Origin of the sequence: Ancylomarina salipaludis (assembly GCF_004122035.1) — a bacterium.
GTDB lineage: Bacteria > Bacteroidota > Bacteroidia > Bacteroidales > Marinifilaceae > Ancylomarina > Ancylomarina salipaludis.
Window position 1 is genome coordinate 14,758 of the sequence record NZ_SAXA01000007.1, and the last position, 22,094, is coordinate 36,851.

General features: G+C 36.3%; 20 protein-coding genes. 7 read left to right on the plus strand and 13 right to left on the minus strand.

The genetic code is table 11. From position 1 onward, the window contains the following. Positions 1-226: 226 nt before the first annotated feature. The 3 genes from EO244_RS08815 to EO244_RS08825 form a co-directional block, all read right to left on the minus strand. On the minus strand, positions 227-844 hold the full coding sequence (locus EO244_RS08815; protein WP_129254304.1) for a hypothetical protein: 618 nt from the start codon (positions 842-844) through the stop codon (positions 227-229). Positions 845-967: 123 nt separating this feature from the next. After that, positions 968-1,696 carry a DUF6261 family protein gene (locus EO244_RS08820; RefSeq protein ID WP_129254305.1) on the minus strand — a complete coding sequence of 243 codons (729 nt, stop codon included), beginning with the start codon at positions 1,694-1,696 and terminating at the stop codon, positions 968-970. Positions 1,697-2,660: 964 nt separating this feature from the next. Further along, positions 2,661-3,068, minus strand: a complete 408-nt coding sequence (locus EO244_RS08825; protein WP_129254306.1) for an endonuclease domain-containing protein — start codon at positions 3,066-3,068, stop codon at positions 2,661-2,663. A 268-nt stretch (positions 3,069-3,336) separates the two neighbouring features. Between EO244_RS08825 and EO244_RS08830 the strand changes: the two genes are divergently transcribed. Continuing rightward, positions 3,337-3,999 carry a B3/B4 domain-containing protein gene (locus tag EO244_RS08830; RefSeq protein ID WP_129254307.1) on the plus strand — a complete coding sequence of 221 codons (663 nt, stop codon included), beginning with the start codon at positions 3,337-3,339 and terminating at the stop codon, positions 3,997-3,999. A 102-nt stretch (positions 4,000-4,101) separates the two neighbouring features. On the opposite strand, the gene EO244_RS08835 is transcribed toward EO244_RS08830, so the two are convergent. Both EO244_RS08835 and EO244_RS08840 read right to left on the minus strand, forming a co-directional pair. After that, positions 4,102-4,884 (minus strand): amidohydrolase, encoded by a 783-nt coding sequence (locus EO244_RS08835; RefSeq protein ID WP_129254308.1) that lies wholly within the window; start codon positions 4,882-4,884, stop codon positions 4,102-4,104. Between the two features lie 35 nt (positions 4,885-4,919). Then, complete coding sequence (locus tag EO244_RS08840) at positions 4,920-5,468, minus strand: lysophospholipid acyltransferase family protein (protein WP_129254309.1); 549 nt, start codon at positions 5,466-5,468, stop codon at positions 4,920-4,922. A gap of 161 nt (positions 5,469-5,629) precedes the next feature. On the opposite strand from EO244_RS08840, the gene nadA reads away from it, so the two are divergent. The 4 genes from nadA (at position 5,630) to EO244_RS08860 (ending at position 9,689) form a co-directional block, all read left to right on the plus strand. Continuing rightward, positions 5,630-6,562, plus strand: a complete 933-nt coding sequence (gene nadA / locus EO244_RS08845) for a quinolinate synthase NadA (RefSeq protein WP_129254310.1) — start codon at positions 5,630-5,632, stop codon at positions 6,560-6,562. Positions 6,563-6,723: 161 nt separating this feature from the next. Next, entirely contained in the window at positions 6,724-7,539 is an 816-nt protein-coding gene (locus EO244_RS08850; protein WP_129254311.1) for a mechanosensitive ion channel family protein, read from the plus strand. A gap of 212 nt (positions 7,540-7,751) precedes the next feature. Beyond that, positions 7,752-9,050 (plus strand): cobyrinate a,c-diamide synthase, encoded by a 1,299-nt coding sequence (locus EO244_RS08855; RefSeq protein ID WP_129254312.1) that lies wholly within the window; start codon positions 7,752-7,754, stop codon positions 9,048-9,050. 33 nt (positions 9,051-9,083) lie between these two features. Beyond that, positions 9,084-9,689 (plus strand): flavin reductase family protein, encoded by a 606-nt coding sequence (locus tag EO244_RS08860; RefSeq protein WP_129254313.1) that lies wholly within the window; start codon positions 9,084-9,086, stop codon positions 9,687-9,689. 20 nt (positions 9,690-9,709) lie between these two features. Here EO244_RS08860 and EO244_RS08865 read toward each other — a convergent pair whose 3' ends face one another. The 5 genes from EO244_RS08865 to EO244_RS08885 all read right to left on the minus strand — a co-directional run bounded on the left by EO244_RS08865 (position 9,710) and on the right by EO244_RS08885 (position 17,373). After that, positions 9,710-10,726 (minus strand): sensor histidine kinase, encoded by a 1,017-nt coding sequence (locus EO244_RS08865; RefSeq protein ID WP_129254314.1) that lies wholly within the window; start codon positions 10,724-10,726, stop codon positions 9,710-9,712. 1 nt (position 10,727) lies between these two features. Then, positions 10,728-13,058, minus strand: a complete 2,331-nt coding sequence (locus EO244_RS08870; RefSeq protein ID WP_129254315.1) for an ATP-binding protein — start codon at positions 13,056-13,058, stop codon at positions 10,728-10,730. Positions 13,059-13,293: 235 nt separating this feature from the next. Further along, positions 13,294-13,755 (minus strand): DUF4293 domain-containing protein, encoded by a 462-nt coding sequence (locus EO244_RS08875; protein WP_129254316.1) that lies wholly within the window; start codon positions 13,753-13,755, stop codon positions 13,294-13,296. 152 nt (positions 13,756-13,907) lie between these two features. After that, positions 13,908-16,334, minus strand: coding sequence for a DUF5916 domain-containing protein (locus EO244_RS08880; RefSeq protein WP_129254317.1), 2,427 nt, complete (start codon positions 16,332-16,334; stop codon positions 13,908-13,910). Positions 16,335-16,560: 226 nt separating this feature from the next. After that, positions 16,561-17,373: a prohibitin family protein gene (locus tag EO244_RS08885; RefSeq protein ID WP_129254318.1), complete on the minus strand. Its 813-nt coding sequence runs from the start codon at positions 17,371-17,373 to the stop codon at positions 16,561-16,563. 428 nt (positions 17,374-17,801) lie between these two features. Here EO244_RS08885 and EO244_RS08890 point away from each other — a divergent pair, with 428 nt between their 5' ends. Both EO244_RS08890 and EO244_RS08895 read left to right on the plus strand, forming a co-directional pair. After that, complete coding sequence (locus tag EO244_RS08890) at positions 17,802-18,677, plus strand: nucleoside phosphorylase (protein WP_129254319.1); 876 nt, start codon at positions 17,802-17,804, stop codon at positions 18,675-18,677. A 123-nt stretch (positions 18,678-18,800) separates the two neighbouring features. After that, positions 18,801-19,685: a transglutaminase family protein gene (locus EO244_RS08895; RefSeq protein WP_129254320.1), complete on the plus strand. Its 885-nt coding sequence runs from the start codon at positions 18,801-18,803 to the stop codon at positions 19,683-19,685. Positions 19,686-19,742: 57 nt separating this feature from the next. On the opposite strand, the gene rny is transcribed toward EO244_RS08895, so the two are convergent. The 3 genes from rny to EO244_RS08910 form a co-directional block, all read right to left on the minus strand. Next, positions 19,743-21,275, minus strand: coding sequence for a ribonuclease Y (gene rny / locus EO244_RS08900; protein ID WP_129254321.1), 1,533 nt, complete (start codon positions 21,273-21,275; stop codon positions 19,743-19,745). A gap of 176 nt (positions 21,276-21,451) precedes the next feature. Continuing rightward, positions 21,452-21,745, minus strand: coding sequence for a cell division protein ZapA (locus tag EO244_RS08905; RefSeq protein WP_129254322.1), 294 nt, complete (start codon positions 21,743-21,745; stop codon positions 21,452-21,454). A gap of 9 nt (positions 21,746-21,754) precedes the next feature. Then, on the minus strand, positions 21,755-22,048 hold the full coding sequence (locus EO244_RS08910) for a hypothetical protein (protein ID WP_129254323.1): 294 nt from the start codon (positions 22,046-22,048) through the stop codon (positions 21,755-21,757). Positions 22,049-22,094 lie beyond the last annotated feature (46 nt).

Here is a 22,094-nt window from a genome sequence, read left to right on the forward strand (position 1 = left end):
ATGGACTACGTCGAGCTCCGCTTCGCTACGGTTCCCTGAAGGGGACTCAAAAGACACTCCACTTAAGCCCCTTCAGGGGTTTGGGGTAATGACTCTACTAGCTCCCACACAATAGTTGGCTTTTATTTTTTTATCAAGGAACGCGATACAACCGACCACAGAGAGCTCAGCGAAGCTAATCGCGCACCAGCGGGGTGCAACGGTTACTTTTGTTGGCACTTGTGCGTTATAGATATTTTCTCAGAGCTTTATAAAAATTATATTTTTCTTTGTGTAGTATTTTCAATTCATCCCGAACATCATTATGCCAATTCATATTTTCTATTGATTCATTAAGGTTTTTTAAGAATTCATCGTCTTCCTTTCTAGCCTTCTCAATATTGAGCCTATACTCATCAGTTCGTTTTAAAATTTTGCTCAAGATGGATTCGACTTTCTTTACTTCTGGTTTTAAATGAAGACTAGGAAACAAATAATCCTTATTCATGTTTACTGAAGATCCTATTCGGTTAATTTGATTCATTAAAGAGCTTACGAAACCATGTATATTCTTTGATTTTGGAATTTTCATTTCGTTATTTAATGTTTCCAAAATTGAATCAATTAAAAAAATGAAATCTTTATATGTTTCGTATCTCAGGTCGAATAATTTCCTATTCGTAGTGTTTATTTCATGCATCCAAAATTGGAAAATACCAAATCCAAGTCCCAGAATTGAAAATATTCCTGCATATCTTTTTTCATTGTCTGTAATTAACTCAAGTTGGAAAAATAATATCCACGTGAGGAATATAATTGCAATTAAAAATGAAAAAGGTAAAATATATCTAATGTATTTCTTCATATTTTTAGCATTGGTGCCAACGAGAGAATAAAGTGCAATGCACTTTATCCCACTTATCTGTCATTTGTTATTATTCAAAAACTAAGGGCTTCACCTCCGGTGAAACCCTTAGTCGATGTTTTTTTAAATCACTTCGCTGTCTACTTCCTTTGTTTTATGACGGCGTTTTACCATTTCGTTATTTCTATCGATCAACTCGGCAATAGTTTTGGTGGTAGCCTCGTATGTGGCTGGGTTTACCTTTGCCATGGTATTCAGATACCCCACCAGGTTGGTGTTGATTTCCGTGATCGCCACTTTCTTCAACATACTGGCCGAAGCCAAATCTTTCTTCAGGCTCTCACCCTCAGCCTGCTGCAAAGCCACATTTTCAAAATCTTTTTGAGCCGCATCCAAGGCTGCTATGCTTTCCTGCACCCCCTGTAAGTTTGCTATGGCAGACAGGGCATTGGGCTTGCTTAAATCTTTAAGTAAAGACTCAATATCGGCCGATTCTTCGGCATAGTCCTCATTCTGTATGCTCAAACCATACTGCTCCAATATACGGTTCAGCACCAAGGCAGCTTCTTTCATTCCGGCAATAGGAATATGAACATAGCCCTCAACCAGCTTAAACAAAGCTCTGATGGCCATATCACGCACATGGTCCTTCTCTGCCATCTGAGAATAAGCTGTCAATCGCCTCAGAGCCTCAATCAGTGCGATGTTAGTAGCACTTATCTTTCCAATTACAGGCGTTAAATAAAGGTCCAAAGTCCAATCATTCTTCGCAAATGCTTTAAGAATAAGGGTTAATAATGCACTAATGTCGCCATTGCGACTGCTCGTCATAATTCTCTTAATCGATACCATGGGTCGTAATTTTAAATTAGTATGTATTGATTATTTAAACTCTGATCTTTTGCTTTGTCATTTTGACAATGGGCAAAAAATCAATTTTTCAGACTTTATCATTTTGACAAAGGACAAAAAACCATTTTTTCAAACTTTGTCATTTTAACATTGAGCAAAAAAGCATTTTTTCAGGCTTTATCATTTTAACATTGCCCCAAAAACCAATTTTTAGAGCTTTGTCATTCTGACATTGAACAAAAAAACATTACATCAGGCTTCACCCCTACAGATATTGAGCAAAAAACCATTCATACCAATCAACATCTAACTCAATACGACTCACTTATCTTTATCATCTGTGAAAAACTTAATAAATATAACGATTTTTTAACTGAACAAAAAAAATAATAATAAATGGGCTTTGGTGAGTTTTGCTTTGCTACAGATCCCTACCCCTAAATCCCCTAAAGGGGACTAAAGTGAATACTTGAAAGCCCCTTCAGGGGTTTGGGGTAAAGCGAGCAAACAATAGAAAACCACTCACATAAATGCAAGTGGCTTGGTTTTTCATTACTTAGGTTTAGCTTGGTTCTCTACCCCTAAACGGACTACATCGGGTTTCGTTTCACTGCAGATCCCTACCCCTAAATGGACTTCGTCGAGCTCCGCTTTGCTACAGATCCCTACCCCTAAATCCCCTAAAGGGGACTAAAGTGAATACTTGAAAGCCCCTTCAGGGGTTTGGGGTAAAGCGAGCAAACAATAGAAAACCACTCACATAAATGCAAGGGGCTTGGTTTTTCATTACTTAGGTTTAGCTTGGTTCTCTACTCCTAAACGGACTACATCGAGCTACGGTTCCCCACCCCTAAATCCCCTAAAGGGGACTTAAAAAAACAACTTTGGAAGCCCCTTAAGGGGTTTGGGGTAAACAGGTTTTTAAAAGTTAAGATTTGCTGAAGTTTACGACCGCTACAATACACTAAAGGGAACTTGCCAGCTCCAATTTTCGATCAACACAAATTTTATTAATTCTATTAAAGACACCATCTATTTCTTTTTCAATTTCATCATTGGTAAAACGAATTATTTTTATCCCCCAATGACTTATTTCAGCCTCTCGTCCGATATCATATTCTTTTTGTTCAGGAGATTGATGTATTCCCCCATCAACCTCAATAATCAGTTTCAATGAATGACAGTAAAAATCAGCAATAAAAATATCAATTGGGTGCTGAGCTCTAAAACGTAATCCCTGCACCTGCTTATTTCTTATTAATTCCCAAAGTTTTAATTCGGCAAAAGTCATATTGTTTCTAAGAGCTTTTGCTTTCTCAAAAATATGAGGCTTTGCATTATAAAACATCGATACTTGATCACTAATGCTCATAATTTCATATTTAAATTCCTATCTCACCTTCTAATTAAATGTACAAAAAAAGACTAACAAAAGCCCCTTTAGGGGTTTGGGGTAATACGAACGTTAGAAAATAAATCAATCAGTACAGATTTCAAAAAGTTTCACTTCACTACAGATTCCTACCCCTACATCTCTAAAAGGGGACAAAAAAACACTCAACTAAAGCCCCTTTAGGGGTTTGGGGTAATACGAACGATTGAAATATAATACTTACATTTGAGCTTAAACAAAATAAGCTATGAACCACACTATAAGCATAGAATCTCAATTAACAAAGCTTTGTCCTGATCTTAAATTAGGGGTAATAGAATGTAAAGTAAAGGTCACAGAAAAGAATCAGAAACTTTGGGAAGTGATCAACAAATATATCAGTCAAGTAGAGCAAGAAATGACGCTTGAGGCTATTCGTGAAATGCCAACAATTTTATCCTCCAAAAATGGCTACCGCAAAGTAGGAAAAGACCCCAACCGATACCGCCTTTCAGCGGAATCCTTACTCCGCAGAATTGTGAACGGGAAAGGTCTGTACAAAATCAATAATGTGGTCGACCTACTCAATTTTGTTTCCATTCAGTCGGGTTTCTCCATTGGTGGGTACAATGCCGATAAAATAGTTGGCAATATTACGATGGGACTTGGGCAGGCAGATGAAGCTTACCAGGGCATTGGACGAGGCGATCTGAATATCGAAAACCTGCCCGTTTTTCGCGATGAGATCGGCGCTTTTGGCAGTGCAACCAGCGATTCGCTTCGTACACAAATCGAATTAGATTGCCAGAATTTTCTGATGGTATTCTTTTCGTATCAGGGCGAAAAAGAATTGGTTGAAAGTCTGAATTTGGCAGAAGAACTCTTAATAAAATATGCCGAGGCTGAAACTGTCAAAACGGCAATTGTTTAAGATTGAGAAAATCGCAGTTCTTGAATTTTGGGTGCATTTGATTCAAGACAAAAAATAAAAAACCTGAGATTTTATCCGGATCTCAGGTTCTATGTTCGCTTATTACAGCTTTATTTCAAAGTCATCGGCATCAAGATAAACCGGAAATTTCTTTCTAAAAGACTGCAAGTCAATCAAGGATATACTGACCGTCTCAATAGACTCCTTATAGTCTTCACATTTGCCAAGCACACGGCCACGGGCATCAATCAATGAGGTATCGCCGGCGTAGTTTAGGCCCATCCCATCAATCCCGATACGATTAACCCCGGCCACATAAGCCTGATTGTCAATGGCACGTGCTTTCAACAAGGTATTCCAAACATCGCGACGGGCATCGGGCCAATTGGCCACACAAACAAGCAGATCGTAGTCCTGCTGATTGCGTCCCCAAACCGGAAAACGCAAATCGTAACAGACGATTGGACGAATGCGCCACTCTCCTATCCTGACAATGCCCTTTTCTTTTCCACCCACAAAGTGATGATGCTCGTTTCCCATTCGAAACAAGTGTCGCTTATCGTAAGTCGAAACATCGCCATGAGGCGAAACCGTATACATGCGATTATAAAAAGACTCATTCTCTTTCACAATCAGACTTCCCATGATATGGGAATTCAGGAGTTCAGCTTGCTCTAACATCCAGTCAATGGCCGTATCGGTGTGCGACGCAATTTCGTCTTTACCCGACATCATAAAACCAGAGCTAAACATTTCCGGCAAAACAATCAAATCTGTCTTGTTCTTAAGAACTGAAAGGGTTTCTGAGAAATGCTGCAAATTGGCTTTCACATCCCCCCAATGCAAATCGGATTGAATCAAACTAAGTCGTAAAATATCAGTCATACCACAATTGTATAAAGATTCGTCTTAAAATATATTTAATCCCCCGTTGAAAACAATTCGGGATACTTAGGCTTTGAATTTTTGTACTTGCTTTTGATATAAGCCATATCGGCTTCCACATCTCCGGTTGGGTAAAAGGTCTCTATAAAACTCAAGGTTTTAGTCTCGTAATTCAAATCTCCCAACAAAATAGGCACTTCGGCTTTTAAAGCAATATAATAAAAACCTCTTTTCCATACAGGACGTCGGCTTCGGGTTCCCTCGGGCGATAAGGATAAATACAGCTCCTCCCTTTTGGCAAACTCTTCGGCCAACTGATCGGTTAAATTAGCCTTTTTGCTTCTGTCAATCGGAATTGCCCCCAACGAACGAAAGATAGATCCCAGGGGCCAAAAGAAAAATTCTTTTTTCATCAAAATCGTTGTCCGGATATCATAAGCAATAAAGGCAAGCTTTCCCCAAACAAAATCCCAATTGGACGTATGTGGTGCTGCAATCACAACTGCTTTTTTTTCAGTAGGAATATCCCCCACAAATTTCCACCCGGATAGCCGAAGGAGGAATTGACTTAATTTTATTTTCATTCGTTCTGTTATAGTAAGATATGATCTACATTTTCACATTGGGTAGATTCCTCCGCAAAGTTACTAAAATAAAGACGTTCCTTTTTCCTGAATCCATTTTGATTTACCCGATAATTTAAAGACATTTGCATCTTAATTTCTACACTTTAAGTCTAAAGATAATGGATGCAATGAGAGATAAAGTCTTAAAATTAGCAAAAGAAAAAAATGCTATCATTTTAGCGCACTACTACCAAACTCCTGACATACAAGAAATAGCCGATTTCAAAGGCGATAGTTTAGCTTTGGCACAATATGCCGCTGAAACCGATGCAGATATTATTTTATTTGCAGGCGTCCATTTTATGGGCGAAACTGCAAAAATTCTGAATCCCAAACGCAAAGTACTCATTCCCGATATGAATGCGGGCTGCTCACTGGCGGAATCATGTCCGAAAGAAGATTTTGCGAAATTCAAAGCACAATATCCCGATCATATTGTTATCTCGTATATCAACTGTTCTGCCGAAATCAAAACACTTTCGGATGTTATTTGTACCTCGGGCAATGCGGTTCAGATTGTTGAATCCTATCCTAAGGATCAGAAAATCATATTTGCTCCTGATAAAAATTTAGGCCGTTACATTAATGAAGTTACGGGTAGAGAGATGGTTCTTTGGGATGGATCCTGTGAAGTGCATGATATTCTTTCTTCAGAAAAAATAATGCAGATGAAAGTTGATAACCCGGATGCCATACTGATTGCTCACCCGGAATGTCCACAACCGGTTCTCATCCTTGCTGATTTTGTTGGCTCCACTACAGCCATGCTGAATTACACGAAGAATTCGGATGCAAAAAAATTCATCGTCGCAACCGAAACAGGTATTCTTCACCAAATGCAAAAAGATTCGCCGGATAAAGAATTTCTGATTGTCCCTGCTGACGAATCCTGTTCGTGCAACGATTGTGCCTACATGAAATTGAATACAATGGAAAAAATTTACCTGGCTCTTAAAAATGAAAAGCCCGAAATTATTTTACCCGAGCAGATTATGAAAGATGCCAAAGCGCCGCTTGTGAGAATGTTGGAATTGTCAACTAAATCAAACTAACCAGCTCGCAGACTATTCGAACTTACTCCTGCAAGGCTTTTTTATTCAATCCAAGCAATCAAAAATTATTTGATATTGAATATAAAAGAATGTATTTTTATGTGACTTCGATACAACTTAGTAAATTAAGTTCCATTTTATTCACTATAATATTTTCAATTATGAACACCGATAAAATTCTGGATCAACTAACTCAAATTGGAGTTGATTATGGTCCCAAATTACTTGGAGCAATTGCCGTACTGATTATTGGAGGCTGGGTCATTAAAGGACTTACAAGAGCTTTTTGCAGAATGATGGACAAAAGTAAAGTCGACGATTCGCTTAAACCTTTCTTAAAAGGACTTGTCGGAATGTTGCTTAAAGCCCTTCTATTTATTAGTGTTTTGGGCATGTTAGGTATTGAAATGACTTCCTTTATTGCCATTCTCGGTGCTGCTGGTTTAGCTGTTGGTATGGCCCTTTCAGGGACTTTACAGAATTTTGCAGGTGGTGTCATCATCCTAATTTTCAAACCTTTTAAAATCGGCGATTTTATCGAGGCTCAAGGTTATTTGGGAACAGTAAAAGAAATCCAAATCTTTAACACCATTGTAACCACTCCTGATAACAAAACCATTATTATCCCTAACGGTGGATTGTCAACCTCTTCGCTAACCAACTACTCGGCTGAAGAAAAAAGACGAGTTGACTGGACCTTTGGTGTTGCCTATGGCGATGATGTTGATAAAGCCAAAGAAGTCATCAGAAAACTCTGTGAGGCTGATCCACGTATTCTGAAAGATCCTGAGGTATTTGTTGCCGTTTCGGCATTGGCTGATAGCTCAGTAAACTTTGCCGTTAGAGCCTGGGTAAAAGCGCCGGACTATTGGGGTGTTTTCTTCGATTTGAATGAAAATGTATACAAAACATTTGGTAAGGAAGGACTTAATATTCCATTTCCACAAATGGATCTTCATGTTCACAAAAATATTTAGACCTTAAAAAGTTAAGCTAAAACATTAGGCCTGAAGAATAACTATCTTCAGGCTTTTTTTATTCCGATAGTTCACAATAAACTCAGGAATATAAAAATGGTAGAAATCAATTATAATTCTTTTAAAGCGCTTGCAGAAAAAAGTCAAGCTCGTACTTTTGTAAAAGTGAAAGAAAAAAAATAGTTCACTGATTATTATTTTAAGAATAAGCTATGCTCCCTCAATTTTTAATTGCAGCGCCATCCAGTGGTTCCGGCAAAACAACAATCACACAAGGTTTACTTCGCAGCCTGCGCAACAAAGGCTTAAAAGTTCAGCCTTTTAAGTGCGGACCCGATTATATTGACACCAAACATCATGAATGGGCTTCCGGAAATATATCCATCAATTTGGATACGTTTATGAGTAGCAAAAGTCATGTTAAAGAGATTTATGCCAGGTATAGTGCAGAGGCTGACGCATCGGTTGTCGAAGGGGTTATGGGCTTATTTGATGGCGCAAACCGCATGGAAGGCAGTTCAGCTCAAATAGCCGAATTACTGGATATTCCAATCATTTTGGTTGTCAATGCAAAAGCAACGGCCTATTCTGTGGCACCCTTACTTTACGGATACAAACACTTTTACCCCGGAATTAAAATTGCAGGCGCCATCTTCAACTTTGTCAACAGCGAATCGCATTATCAATTTATGAAAGACGCTTGTGAAGATGTCGGTATCGAAGCCTTAGGTTACGTACCCCGAAACGAAAAGATCAACTTACCCGAAAGGCATTTGGGTTTACAGATTTCGGCTGAGGATAATTATGAAGAAACCATAAATGCCATGGCTGAGCATCTTGAAAAAACGGTTGATATTGATCGCTTATTAGAACGATGCCAATCCGATCGACCTGAATTCAAGCCAAAAAGTATTGAAAAAAGCTCTAATTTAAGAATTGGTGTAGCCAAGGACGAGGCTTTTAACTTTACCTATCACGAAAACCTGAAAGCCTTATCAGAACTGGGCGATATCACTTATTTCTCACCTATTAAGGATACTGCACTACCCGATGTCGATTTCATTTATCTGGCGGGAGGTTATCCGGAACTTTATCTTGATCAGCTTTCTGAAAATACAGAAATGAGAAAAGCTATTTTTGAATACGCCCAATCAGGAGGAAAAATTCTTGCTGAATGTGGGGGGATGATGTACCTTTCTCAACATATTATCGATAAAGACGGTAAAAAACACCCTATGGTCGGTTTTCTGAATCAGGATGCCAGTATGGAAAATATGAAACTGAAACTGGGCTACCGAAAAATAAGCTTTGAAAAAGAAACGCTTTTCGGTCACGAATTCCATTATTCCCAACTCGTTAACTCGAAGGAAGAAAGTGATGGGATAAACGTCTTTTCGGCTCGGGATAAACAGTTAGACACCCAAGTGATTAGAAAGAAGAATGTACTTGCTTCCTATATTCATTTCTATTGGGGAGAAAAAAATATTTACAATTCATTTTGGAACAAATAGTCACAGACGAAACAAGCTAATAATTCAATTATCATGGGAAAACAAAACTGGAAACCAGGAACAATGGTCTATCCCTTACCCGCTGTAATGGTCAGCTGTGGTGCAAGTAAAGAAGATTATAATATTATTACGATTGCCTGGACAGGTACAATTTGTACCGATCCTGCTATGTGTTATATTTCAGTTAGACCCAATCGCCATTCATATGACATCATCAAAAAACACGGTGAATTTGTGATTAATCTTACCACAAAAGATTTGGCTTACGCAACAGATTGGTGCGGGGTAAAATCGGGTAGAGATTTTAATAAGTTCGAGGAAATGAACTTAACACCGGGCCCATCAAAAATGCTTAAAGCGCCGATTATTGAAGAATCGCCTCTTTCAATTGAATGCAAACTAAAACAAATCATTGAGCTCGGATCGCATGACATGTTTATAGCTGAAGTTGTAAACGTACAGGCTGATGAAAAATATATCGATCCTGAAAGTGGCCAGTTCCGCTTAGATAAAGCACAACCTCTTGCTTATTCTCATGGCCATTATTATGAGTTGGGAAAACTGATTGGGCGATTTGGCTACTCAGTTATGAAGAAAAAAACAAAAAAGAAGTTAGCAATCAAGAACAACAAAAAATAATTCATTTTGTGTCACAAAATTTAACCAGCAGCAAATTCTTGTGACACAATTTCGTCTTTCTTATCGGCGTTTGGTAAAACAAGAGAAATACAGGTTCCTTTACCAAGCTCAGAATCAATTTTCAATTCTCCGTGTAATAAGAGGGAAAGTTCCTGACATAGAGTTAATCCAATGCCAACTCCCCCATATGATTTTTTACTGGTCATGTCCGACTGAACAAATGGTTTCATCACACTGAGAAGCTTGTCTTTATCAATGCCAATCCCGGTATCCCTCACATAAATTGAAACAGAATCCTTGTGCTCTGTAAACCCCAATTCAATCTTTCCCTCCTGCGTAAATTTGATGGCATTACTCAAAAAATGAGTGATAATTTGTTTCACTCGAAATCGATCTGATTTAATCAGAAAGGGGTTATCATTAGGTAAATTCAAATCAAAACTTAATTTTTTACTGCTGTTCATCTCAAGTTCAAACTTGTATATGGGATACAGTTCATGCAGTAAACTCACAATACAAAAGTCCTTATTATCAATATGAGTTAAATTCGATTCTAACTTGGAGATTTCAATCAAATCGTTAAGAATCGCTAATAACTGAATACTCCCTTCGTTTATATAATCAATATACTCATCTCTCTCACAAGCTTCTGCTTTGGGATTTTTAAGCAGCTCCGAAAAACCCTGTATTGAGTTTAAGGGCGTGCGTAATTCATGCGATATATTCGAAAGAAATGCCGACTTCAACCGATCTGATTCGCGTGATTTAATAATCGCTTCTTTGAGTTTTTCTTGTAATTGAATTTCATTTTTTCTATCGTTCTTAATCAAGATATGAATTAAAAGCCCCGTCATAAGAACAAAAAACCAGCCCTTATAGGTTTGTATATGAGTAAGTAAACCTGCATCAAAGTTAAATAACAATAATATTTCGTCAGAAGCAATAATCCATAGAGCACCAAAAAAAATATAAATAGCAGCAACTCTGTTTTCAACTTTTAAATTCAGAAATTTATTTTTTTTAAAGAAAGGATACATATTAATTCAAAGCTATTAATGGTAAATCAAAATAAACACGGGTCCCTATATTTAATTCACTCTCGATACGAATAGTTCCCTTATTTTTCTCAATTAAATCTTTAACAATGATAAGGCCTAAACCTGTTCCGGATTCCTTATGGGTTCCTTTTTTCTGGATTTTCTTATCGATATTAAACAGATATTGAATGTCCTCTTTTTTAATCCCAACGCCATTGTCCTGAACGAGTACTTCAACTCTATTATTTTTTATTTCAGCAAAAATATCAATACATCCACCTTTATGAGTAAACTTAATTGCATTGTTGACCAGATTCAAAATTACTGTTTTAATCATATTCTCATCACCGAAAGCCTTGAAATTTGAAGAAAGATGATTTTTTAAATCAATTCCTTTTGCTTTTGCAATGTTTATCAAAGTTTGCAAAACTGAATCTGTTATGATCTTTAGATCAATCGTTTCGGGATTCCACGACACTCCTCCGATTTGAATACGCCCCCATCTCAGTAAATTGTCCAAAAGTTCATTCATATCCTGAGCAGACTCGTAACAGTTATTCACAAATACGACTTTCTCTTCATCAGAAAAAATCTCTGGGTTTTTAGTTATAATTTCAAGAAGTCCCAATATGGATGATAAAGGGCCTTTTAAATCATGAGATATGATCGAAAAAAACTGATCTTTGGTTTCGTTTGATTCTTTCAATTCCACAGTTCGTTTCTCTAATTTCGCTCTATTCTCAACAATTTCACTCACATCATCAATCACCCAAATATTAGCCTCTTCAATATGAGAATAAAGCATTTCACTAATGTAAATTTTGGTCCAAAGAACACTTTCATCAACTCGTTTTAGTGGAATTTCATTTCGAATAAAAGCCTTACTGCCTTCTAATTGATGGTATTCATTCATCAAAATCTCATAATTGCTTCTATTCAAAAAAGCTGACGCAATATTCTCACCCAAAAGATCCCCTTTATCACATCCCAAAATCTCAGAAATGCGATTGTTCTGATCAATTATCTTTCCTTCACCATCGGTAACAACAATTCCAACAAGGGAATTATTCAATATGGCTTTTAATCGGAGATAAGCTAAATTGGTGAGTTCCTCCTGTTTTGTAATTTCGATATTCTTTCTGTTCAGGTTTTCATTTGCTTCAAGTAGTTCTCTGGAACGTTCTTCAACTTCCTGATCCAATTCTAAATTTCGTTTTTCAAGAAACTTTTTCTGGCGATACTTTAATACCGAGTAAACAAGCAATAAAAGAATGAGAACAGATCCAATTCGCAAACTGTTCTTAAATAAGATTAAATTCCTCTCTAAGAATGTTTTCTTTTTATTTATAACTATCGATTTATTCGGCAAATGATTTTCGTCAATGCCATATTTTAGTAAAAGGGACTGATCAAACTTAATGCTCACTGCTGATTTTTCAAATACGGGAATGATACTTGGATTTGCTCCTTTTACAACTGATAAAGCCAATTCTCCAGCAAGCTTACCTTGCATATAACCACTGGTTATATATCCCCCAACAATCCCTTTCCCCAGATAAAAATCCCATGAACCATAAATCGGTACTGAACTGACCTCGCTCACAAGTCTGACGGCATCGTCAAAAGAATAATAGTTCCCATCAGCATCCATTGTAAATGGAGCCAAATATATCATCCAATCTTTACCCAGACTTTTAACCTTTTCCAAAATAGCCTTCATACTACCCGTATCAGAATATTCAATAAGCATCTCTTTCTGCAATTTTGGTAAAGCTTTCATGATAATAGCCTTATTGGCCAAGCCTGTCACCGTTCTATCATTAATGATTAAAATCTTTCGCTTGGGATGCAATTTATGCATGAGCATTAGAGTTGAGTCAATTGCCGCGTATTCAACTATTCCGGTCACCTTTGTCTCTCCCTTTAAAAATTCAGGTGAATAATTATTTATACCACAAAAAATTATCGGGATATTCTTAAAAAATTCCGATCTGTTTTTGATGACAAAATTCAGGGCATTGTTATCAGACGCAATAATGGCATCAAAAATCACTTTAGAGCACAATAATTCATATTTCTGCTCAAAAGATTTAATAAATATGGGATCAACAAAACGTTTAGAATCTAAATATTCGTAAAATGTTTCGATCTCATTCTCATAAGGAGACAAAACTGATTTGATTCCCTCTGTAATACTATCGGTCCAGACAAAACCCTGATGATATGAATGTATAACAAGAATATGTTTCTTATTCTCATTCAAAGGATTCATCGAGAAAACAGTAAGCGAACTGTTTATAAAGAGGATTAAACTAAACAATAGATACCGCATATAAAGAAATTTTCAGAAAATAAAAACGAATACTATGATTTTAGAATTTACAAATAAATAATGTTTTTTTACTACTAAAACAGTTCAATTAGGACAGAATAACACTCAAATTACACGAAACAAAGATTGAATGCCATTAGTTACCCATAATATTAAATTATTAATCACAAAAAAAGTCTACCAAGGGTAGACTTTCTCTGTATTATATGTAATTATATCGTGCGTAATGATATACTTATCGAATTCGATCCATCGAACGAACCATAGCTTCATCCTTACCAATATGACGAATAGCAAGATAAGATAAAACTACCCCAACTAAAGGAAAAGCATTTACAATGCTGTAATTGGCAACCGCATTCATTTCTTCAACCTGCGAGTTAATGCTGTAATAAACCAAGCCCATCATACCCAACATACAGAAAATATTAAAAACCGTCAATCGAATCTGACGAATACGCTTTTTATATGAAAAAATGGTAACACAAACATTCAATACAATAATTGTCAATAAAATTGCAACCGGATAAGCTTTAAAAAGCATCGCTTCCCCTTCGGTTAATGAAGGAATTCCTCGGTATAAAAATGAATAAGAAATATTTGCCGGATCGATTAATTCTGCCAAAGGGAAAAAGTACAGCATTGAGAGCAAGACTAAAACCCCCAATAGGAATAAAGTTTGAATTCTTTGAATCATAATTTTATAAAGATTGAATATTAATACATTTTAAGGAATAGCTTTTCTTCATGTAAAGCTTTCTTAGCACAAATTTAATCTTAAAAATAAGAGCAGCAAACTTTCACCTGCTGCTCTTATATTTCAACTTACAAACTACAAAATTATCATGATCACCCTCTCTTTTTTAAAGACATATAATCGATATAATACAAGAGTTTTAGTGACAAGGAATTAAATCGGGTTGCATCAAAAGTATTTTTAAGATTGTTTACAAAACGATGTGCAATTTCCTCTTTTTCATCCGCGATAGAATGTTTCCAAACTAAAGCAAGTTCACTCCCCGGCGCAAATCGCCAGGAATAAACCATATCTATATTAAAGGCATTAAAGTTAATATCGTGATTATCGGCATATGAGGTCGATTGCAACCGTCCGCCATCAAGCAATTTTCCAAAACGCTTATATTCTGCCTTTGCCCAATAATGACGGGCTCTAAAACTCAAAGACATTTTATTATTGAATATGTAATTCGCAGTTATCCGATTTTCCAGATACGTTGTGTTTCTTATGCCAATATAAACATTGGTTATACCATCTACTTCTTCGTCATTCACATAGCCCATATCGTCTAACTGTCTATCCCATTTCATTCGGTATCTCATCGAGAACTTATCATTAAATCGATAACGAGGACCGATAGTCAGCGAAAACACTCTCAAATTATCTGTTGAAAAACGTTTCCCGTATTCTGCTTCAATATCAAAAGCAAATTCTTTTCTATAATCAGAAGAAAACCATAATCCTGCAAAAGCAGATGCCCCTTTTCTTAGTTTCATTCCCTCAACACGAGGTTCATAAAAATCGTATTCGTGCATTGGGCGAATATTGCCATAAATTCCCAAAGAATTATAAGATTTAAATTTAATATTCGAATTGTAATAAATCGTAAATCGTGAATATCGAGCTGGAGAATATTGTGCTTCATGACTAATGGTCATGTTATTGTGCTGAGCAAGCATGATTCCCTTAGGTTTATAAATATGATAGCCCAAATACAAATTATTCCTGATAATATTATTCCGACTCAGATACCCCATATCATTGGGATTATACGCATCTGATATCATTTCATTAATAAAACCCCAATTTAATTGTCCACTTATCTTATCAAAAGCAATTTGATGATGATGCCCAAGCTGAGTATCCTCTCCTTTTTCATAAAGTTGTGATAAAATGGCCTTCCCCTTAACTCGATATGTTTTTGTTTTATCCTTAAATAAAAATTCTGTCCCACTCACATTAGCTATATAATCATCATTAGGGACAGTTACATTTGTGTTAAACAAAGACACATACGACTCGTTCTTCAAACTTTGATCAAAAACCAACATATTATAATTTGCAAACGCTTGAGTCTTGAATTTTCGTTTCGATCCTGTTATTGTGTCTTTAATTTTGGCGTATGTGTTTCTAACCATTGAATTCAAAAAACCAATACCCAATCCTTTACTGGTTCTTCCGGATATTTTAGTCGAATTTATAATTTTAGCTTCAATAGGATTCTCATCGATGATTTCATTATCCCCCAAATCATCTTCTACGTCATATAGATATTTAGGTGCCCCTCCTATTCGTTTTGAATAAAAAATATCACCTCTGTTAAAAAGTTCAGTTGCTTCGGTAAAAAATTGTCTTTTTTCATCAAATTTCGTTTCATATGGTGAAAGATTCAATATTTTGTCATCAGATTGAACTTGTCCAAAATCCGGAATCAGCATCATATCTAGCGTAAAGCTTTCATTAAGACCATATTTCAAATCAAGTCCTCCCCTGTAGTTTGTTTCAAAAGATGATTTATCAGACGATTTATCTGCATAAACAGAAAAGTAAGGCGAGAAAGAAAGTCGTGTTGGTGGCTTAATATTTTCAATTCCTTTTAATATACCTGCTTGGTTAACCCAACCAGAAACTTTCTTGTCAACAAAATTCCAGCATACTTTTTCCTTTTCGCGTTGAATATTGCGTATAATGTTCATTCCCCACTCCTGTACATCTTTTTTGGGGAAACGAAGTGCTGAATAAGGAATCTCGAATTCTGCACTCCAGCCATTCTTTCCAATATGAGCACCGCTTTTCCACACGCCATCCCAATTGTTATCTTCTCTATCTTTAACAACTTTAGCATCAATCTGAACTCCCATTGGCGTTATAATAAATTCAAAGGCATCCAAACCATTATTAAAAGGATCAATTAACAAAAGAATAAAATCACTATTGTTAATATCATCACGCTTACTCAGTTCCTTCAATATCTTATCAGGTTGGTCATCATACATCATAACACCCACAATAAGAGAATTATCAGTATAAATAAACTTTGCTTCTGTTTTGAAGTTAGAGGGCATGCCATTGTCAGGATCTAATTGGATGAATTCTTTAGCGACAGGAACGTTTTTCCACACAGCATCTTCCAGAATACCATCAATCTTAGGACTTTGATGTACACGTTGGGCTTTGATTTCCTTCTTTAAAATTGCTTGCGCTGGTTGGCATAGGCTAAAAAACAGAGCTATCACTAGCAGAGTTAGTCGAATCATGGTTGGTTTAGGTTTTCTATGGTTATTTTTAAGATATCTTTCCCAAGCATTTATTATACCAAAACAAACAGCATCCTGATTATCAGATAAAATCTCAATTCGAAAAAATAAAAGGTGAACGCTGACGTTACATTCGATGTTCGAAAACGAACATCAGATCTTAGCCTAATTAAATAAAAAAGGCTGCCTCAAATGAGACAGCCTTAAAAAAACGTTATTAAAAAAATTAGTTATTACCCAAGATAAGTGGCAATCCATTTTTTCCACTACCAACAACAACAACTTTTGAATTTGGTGATTTTGATAGCTCAATTGTTGCCTCAATTCCTCTCATCTTCAAAAGAGCATCGGTTAAACTACTATTGATAATCTTATTGGCATTCGATTCACCCTCTGCTGCAATACGCTTTCTTTCAGCCTCACTTTTCTCACGATCAAGCTTAAACTGGTAAGCTAAGGCTTCCTGTTCTTGCTGCAACTTGCTTTCAATAGCTTGCTTAATTTTTGTAGGTAAGTTAATCGAACGAATCAACAAAGCCTTCATCTCAATATTGTTTTTCTTAAGAACCAAAGACGTTTCCTGAATAATTGCATCTTCAACCTCTTTTCTTCGTGTTGAATAAATTTCTTCAGCCGTATAACGTCCGGCTACCTGACGAACCGACGAACGTACCTCAGGTACAACCAACTGATTGATATAATTCTTTCCGAATATTTCATGTAAGTATCCAATTTTATTATAGGTTGGATTAAAACGAACTGAAACGTCTATATTTACAGACAATCCACTCTTATCCAATACATCCATAGTCTCTTCACTCTTTTGCTCCTTAACGTCATATACATGTAAATCGTTCCAAGGTGCAATAACTAAAAACCCAGGCATAATAATATTATCCTTATCCAACCCTGATGAAAATTTACGAAATATTACTCCACGCTCACCTGGTTGAAGCGTTCTAAACATACTTGAACCTGAAAAAACTAAAATCAGTGCAAAAGCAGCTACTACGATTAAAAAATACGGTTTTTGTTTCATTTTCTTGAAGTTTTATACCTAATTAATTAGATATCACCCAACTATTAAAGTTGAATTTAATTAAGCTTTAGAGTCATTATAATTTTTCACTAATAGATAGGTAAATATAGCATAATATATCCATTGTAGAAATAAGAACTCATTAAATCTAATCTCATTTTTATCTGATATATTAGCTTCTTGTTTCTTGAATGATCGAATTATTTGTATATTTGAGATCTTGATTGAAACAAATAGTACCAGTCCGAATCAACTTCTCAGGTCTGTTTTTTCGATCAATTCTATAATTTACTCCAAGCAACCATAAAATAAAGTATTGTTAATCTGCAAACTGCTGTTTGACTATTTTCTGTGTATATTTACATATCGTAGATGCATTCACAACTTTAGTCTGACAAGTCTTTTGCAATTCAAAATTTTAAAAACATATGGAACCTATCAAATCATCAGAACTAATTATCAATCCTGACGGAAGTGTTTTTCACCTGCACTTAAGACCAGAACATTTAGCCGATACGGTTATTCTTGTTGGAGACCCCGGGCGAGTCGAATTAGTTGCCAGTTTTTTCGACGAAGTCGAAATGACTATTTCAAATCGTGAATTTGTAACCAAAACAGGCACATACAAAGGCAAGCGTTTCTCTGTATTGTCAACAGGTATTGGTACAGATAATATCGATATCGTGGTTAACGAATTGGATGCTTTGGTAAATATCGATTTGGAGACACGTATCCCTAAAAAAGAGCATAAATCCCTAACCCTTGTTCGTATTGGAACATCCGGTTCACTTCAGGGCAACATACCTGTTGATTCATTTCTCTTATCAAAAAAATCAATTGGTTTTGACGGTATGTTAAACTTTTATGCCGGAAGAGATGACGTTTCTGATCTGGAATTTGAAAAAGCATTTAAGGAGGCTATGAATTGGGATGCTAAACTGGCTTCACCTTATTTTGTTTCTTCATCTGAAAAAGTTATCAAACAACTTGATGGAGATGATATGATTCAAGGCATTACGATTTCTGCCAACGGATTTTATGGTCCTCAGGGGCGAGTGCTTCGCTTGAAAACACTGGATATGGATTTGAATGACAAGATTGAAGCTTTTGAATATAAGGGCCAGAAAATCACCAACTACGAAATGGAAAGTTCAGCCATTGCCGGTCTGGCAGCTCTTTTAGGCCACGAAGCTGCAACCGTGTGTGCCATAATTGCCAACCGTGTAAATAAGGATGCGAGTAAAGACTATAAGCCTGTTGTAAAAAAACTAATTCAAACAGTTCTCGACAGATTAAGTAAATAGAACCTAAGCTCTAAGATTTATTTTAAAGATTAGCTTTCAAACCAAAAAGCTCTGAAACCCACAAGAATTGTTCTTCTTAGTGGGTTTTATTATATTTAAGAAAGAACGAATCTTAAAATAGATATGGACGAGGAAAAATTACGTGCTCTCATTTCGCTCCTAGATGATTCTGATCCAAATGTTTACATCAACATAAGCAAAGAATTATCTAAATTATCGGCAACCCATATACCAAAGTTGGAAGATATTTGGCTGGAATCTGACAACCCTATTTTTCAAAAACGTTTAGAGAATATTATTGATGAGATTCATCACAATTCAATAATTAAAGAATTAATCAAGTGGAAGAACTCCCCTAAACAAGATCTGATTGATGGGGCTATTCTAATTAATCGAAGTATCAATTACCACCTCACAACCTGTAATGTAAAAACAACAATAAACAGGGTTGTAGACGAAATAAAACCTGAAATCAGAGAACTGGAAACTAATCTGGAAAAGATCAAAATCCTAAACCATTTTCTTTATTTCATCCACAATTTCATGGTTATATCTCCCAAAGAAGAAACAAACTGGGGAGGCAATATCAGTACTGTACTCGCTCAAAAAAAAGGGAACTATATCATTACAAGTATTATATATGCTGGTATTGCGCAGGCCTTAAAAATTCCCGTTACAGGAATTCAACTTCCTAACAGCATTCTGCTCTCCTGTGAAAGCCACGCGGCTGATCCGGATTCGAAAAAAACAAAACGAAGCTACTTCTACATTAATCCGATTGATAATGGTGCTGTTCTATCAGCGATGCAATTGGAACTGGTTATCAAATTTAAAAAACTGAATAACTTAGCTCAATATTATAAACCGTGTAACAACCTGAATCTTATCAGGCTTCTTATTCAGAATCAAATATTCACTTATGGTCGTCAGAACAATCATAAATATGTTGATATACTGAAAGGCTTACTGAATGTTATTCTACCCAACAATCCTAAAACAGAGAAATAGATATAAAAAAAATCGCCAACTCATATGAATTGGCGATTTTTAATATTTAGCTAACTTTTATTTCGCATAGTTTATGGCTCTGGTTTCTCGAATCACGGTGATCTTCACCTGTCCAGGATAAGTCATTTCATCCTGAATTTTCTGAGCAATATCTAATGATAAACTCTCAGCTTCCTTATCAGAAACTTTATCACTACCTACAATTACCCGTAACTCACGACCAGCCTGAATTGCATATGTTTTCAATACTCCAGGGTGAGAAAGAGCCAGGTTTTCAAGATCCTTCAAACGCTTGATGTAAGACTCAACAATTTCGCGTCGAGCTCCGGGACGAGCACCTGAAATTGCATCACAAGCCTGAATAATTGGTGCGATTAGAGTTGTCATCTCAATTTCATCATGGTGAGCTCCAATTGCATTACAAATATCCGGCTTCTCTTTATATTTCTCAGCCAATTTCATCCCTAAAATTGCGTGTGGCAATTCAGGCTCATCATCCGGCACCTTACCAATATCGTGTAACAAACCTGCACGTTTGGCTTTCTTAGCATTCAAACCTAGTTCGGTTGCCATGATAGCACAAAGATTTGCCGTTTCGCGAGCATGTTGCAATAAATTTTGTCCGTAAGACGAACGGTATTTCATCTTACCAATCATACGAATCAGCTCAGGATGCAGACCATGAATTCCCAAATCGATAGCAGTACGCTTACCAGTTTCAGCCATTTCTTCCTCAATCTGCTTACGAGTCTTGTTCACAACCTCTTCGATACGGGCTGGGTGAATACGACCATCTGTTACCAATTGATGAAGCGCTAAACGAGCAATCTCACGACGAACAGGATCAAATCCTGAAAGTACAATTGCTTCCGGTGTATCATCTACAATAATTTCAATACCGGTAGCCGCTTCCAACGCACGAATATTTCGTCCTTCACGACCAATGATACGCCCTTTAATTTCATCAGACTCAATATGGAAAATCGTCACCGAATTTTCAATGGCGGTCTCAGTAGCTACACGCTGAATGGTTTTAATTACAACCTTCTTCGCTTCCATATTGGCCGACATCTTGGCATCTTCCATAATATCGTTCACGTAAGACATCGCCTCAGTTTTGGCTTCTTCCTTTAAAGATTCCACAATCTGATTTTTTGCCTCTTCTGCAGATAAACCTGAGATTTTTTCCAACTGCTCAATTTGCTGACGCTTCGCTTTCTCAAGCTCCATCTCCTTTCTCTCAACCAATTCCATTTGAACACTTAAGTTCTCACGAATCGTATCTACCTCTTTCTTCTTACGTTGAAAATCTTCGACTCTCTGATTTACAGCCGTTTCCTTTTGCTTCACTTTGTTCTCAATAACTAAAAGCTTCGCATTTTTCGCATTAATTTGCTTCTCGTGTTCTGTTCTCAGCTGCAAGAATTTCTCTTTTGCTTGCAGAATTTTATCTTTTCTGAGAACCTCTGCTTCGGCTTGGGCATCCCTTATAATACTTTCGCTTTTACGCTTCAATGCGCGCTGCAAAACGAAATAGGAAATAAATCCGCCCCCTACTAAAGCAATGGCTCCTATGATTATTTCTGTCATTGTTTTTTATATTTAGTCAATACTCGATTTTCTTTATTTCATAAATAACCCGCACCATCACTCAGAAATTCTTACTCCAACAAACCATACAAGATGATACATCTTGATATTAAATGATTTGTAAGATAACTAACTTCTAAGAAATAATGCGGGTTATTGTTTTTTTTAAACGTATTTTACTGCTCTTCGTTAATAAATTCATTCAACTCCTGTTCCATAGCTTCCAACTCCTTCAGTACAGGAGAAACATCTGTTTTTGCCTCAGATTCCAATACTTTTACTACAAACTGCAACGAAGCCATAGCCAAAAAATCCTGAATGTCTTTATCTTTATATTTCTGTTGGTACTGCAATACCTTTTCGTTAATCGTTTTTGCTGCCTTGCGAATAATCTCCTCCCTATTCCTTTTTATATTCAAAGGATAAAGACGACCCGCCACGTTTACTTTTATTAAAAACTCGTCAGACATAAACAATTATTATTTGTTTAAAAGAGCAATACACTTGTCAATCTCCCGCACAATTTGGCTAATCTTATTTTTAGCCTGCTGCGAATCACCTGTATTCCCAGCAAAAGTCTTTGCCAATTTTAAAGTATCATATTGATGTTTGAATTCTTCATTCTCTTTACTTAAAGATTCAACCCTTTCAAGCAGTTCCATCTTTTCAAGAACTAACTTTTCTTTTTCAAGCTTTAAATCCTGATACAAAGAAATGAGACGAGAGATTTGCCCTCGTAATTCAGATACTATTTCAATTGGCTTTACCTCCATGATCAAACTTTCTAATACAAAATTAACATTGCTGTTAAGATAATCA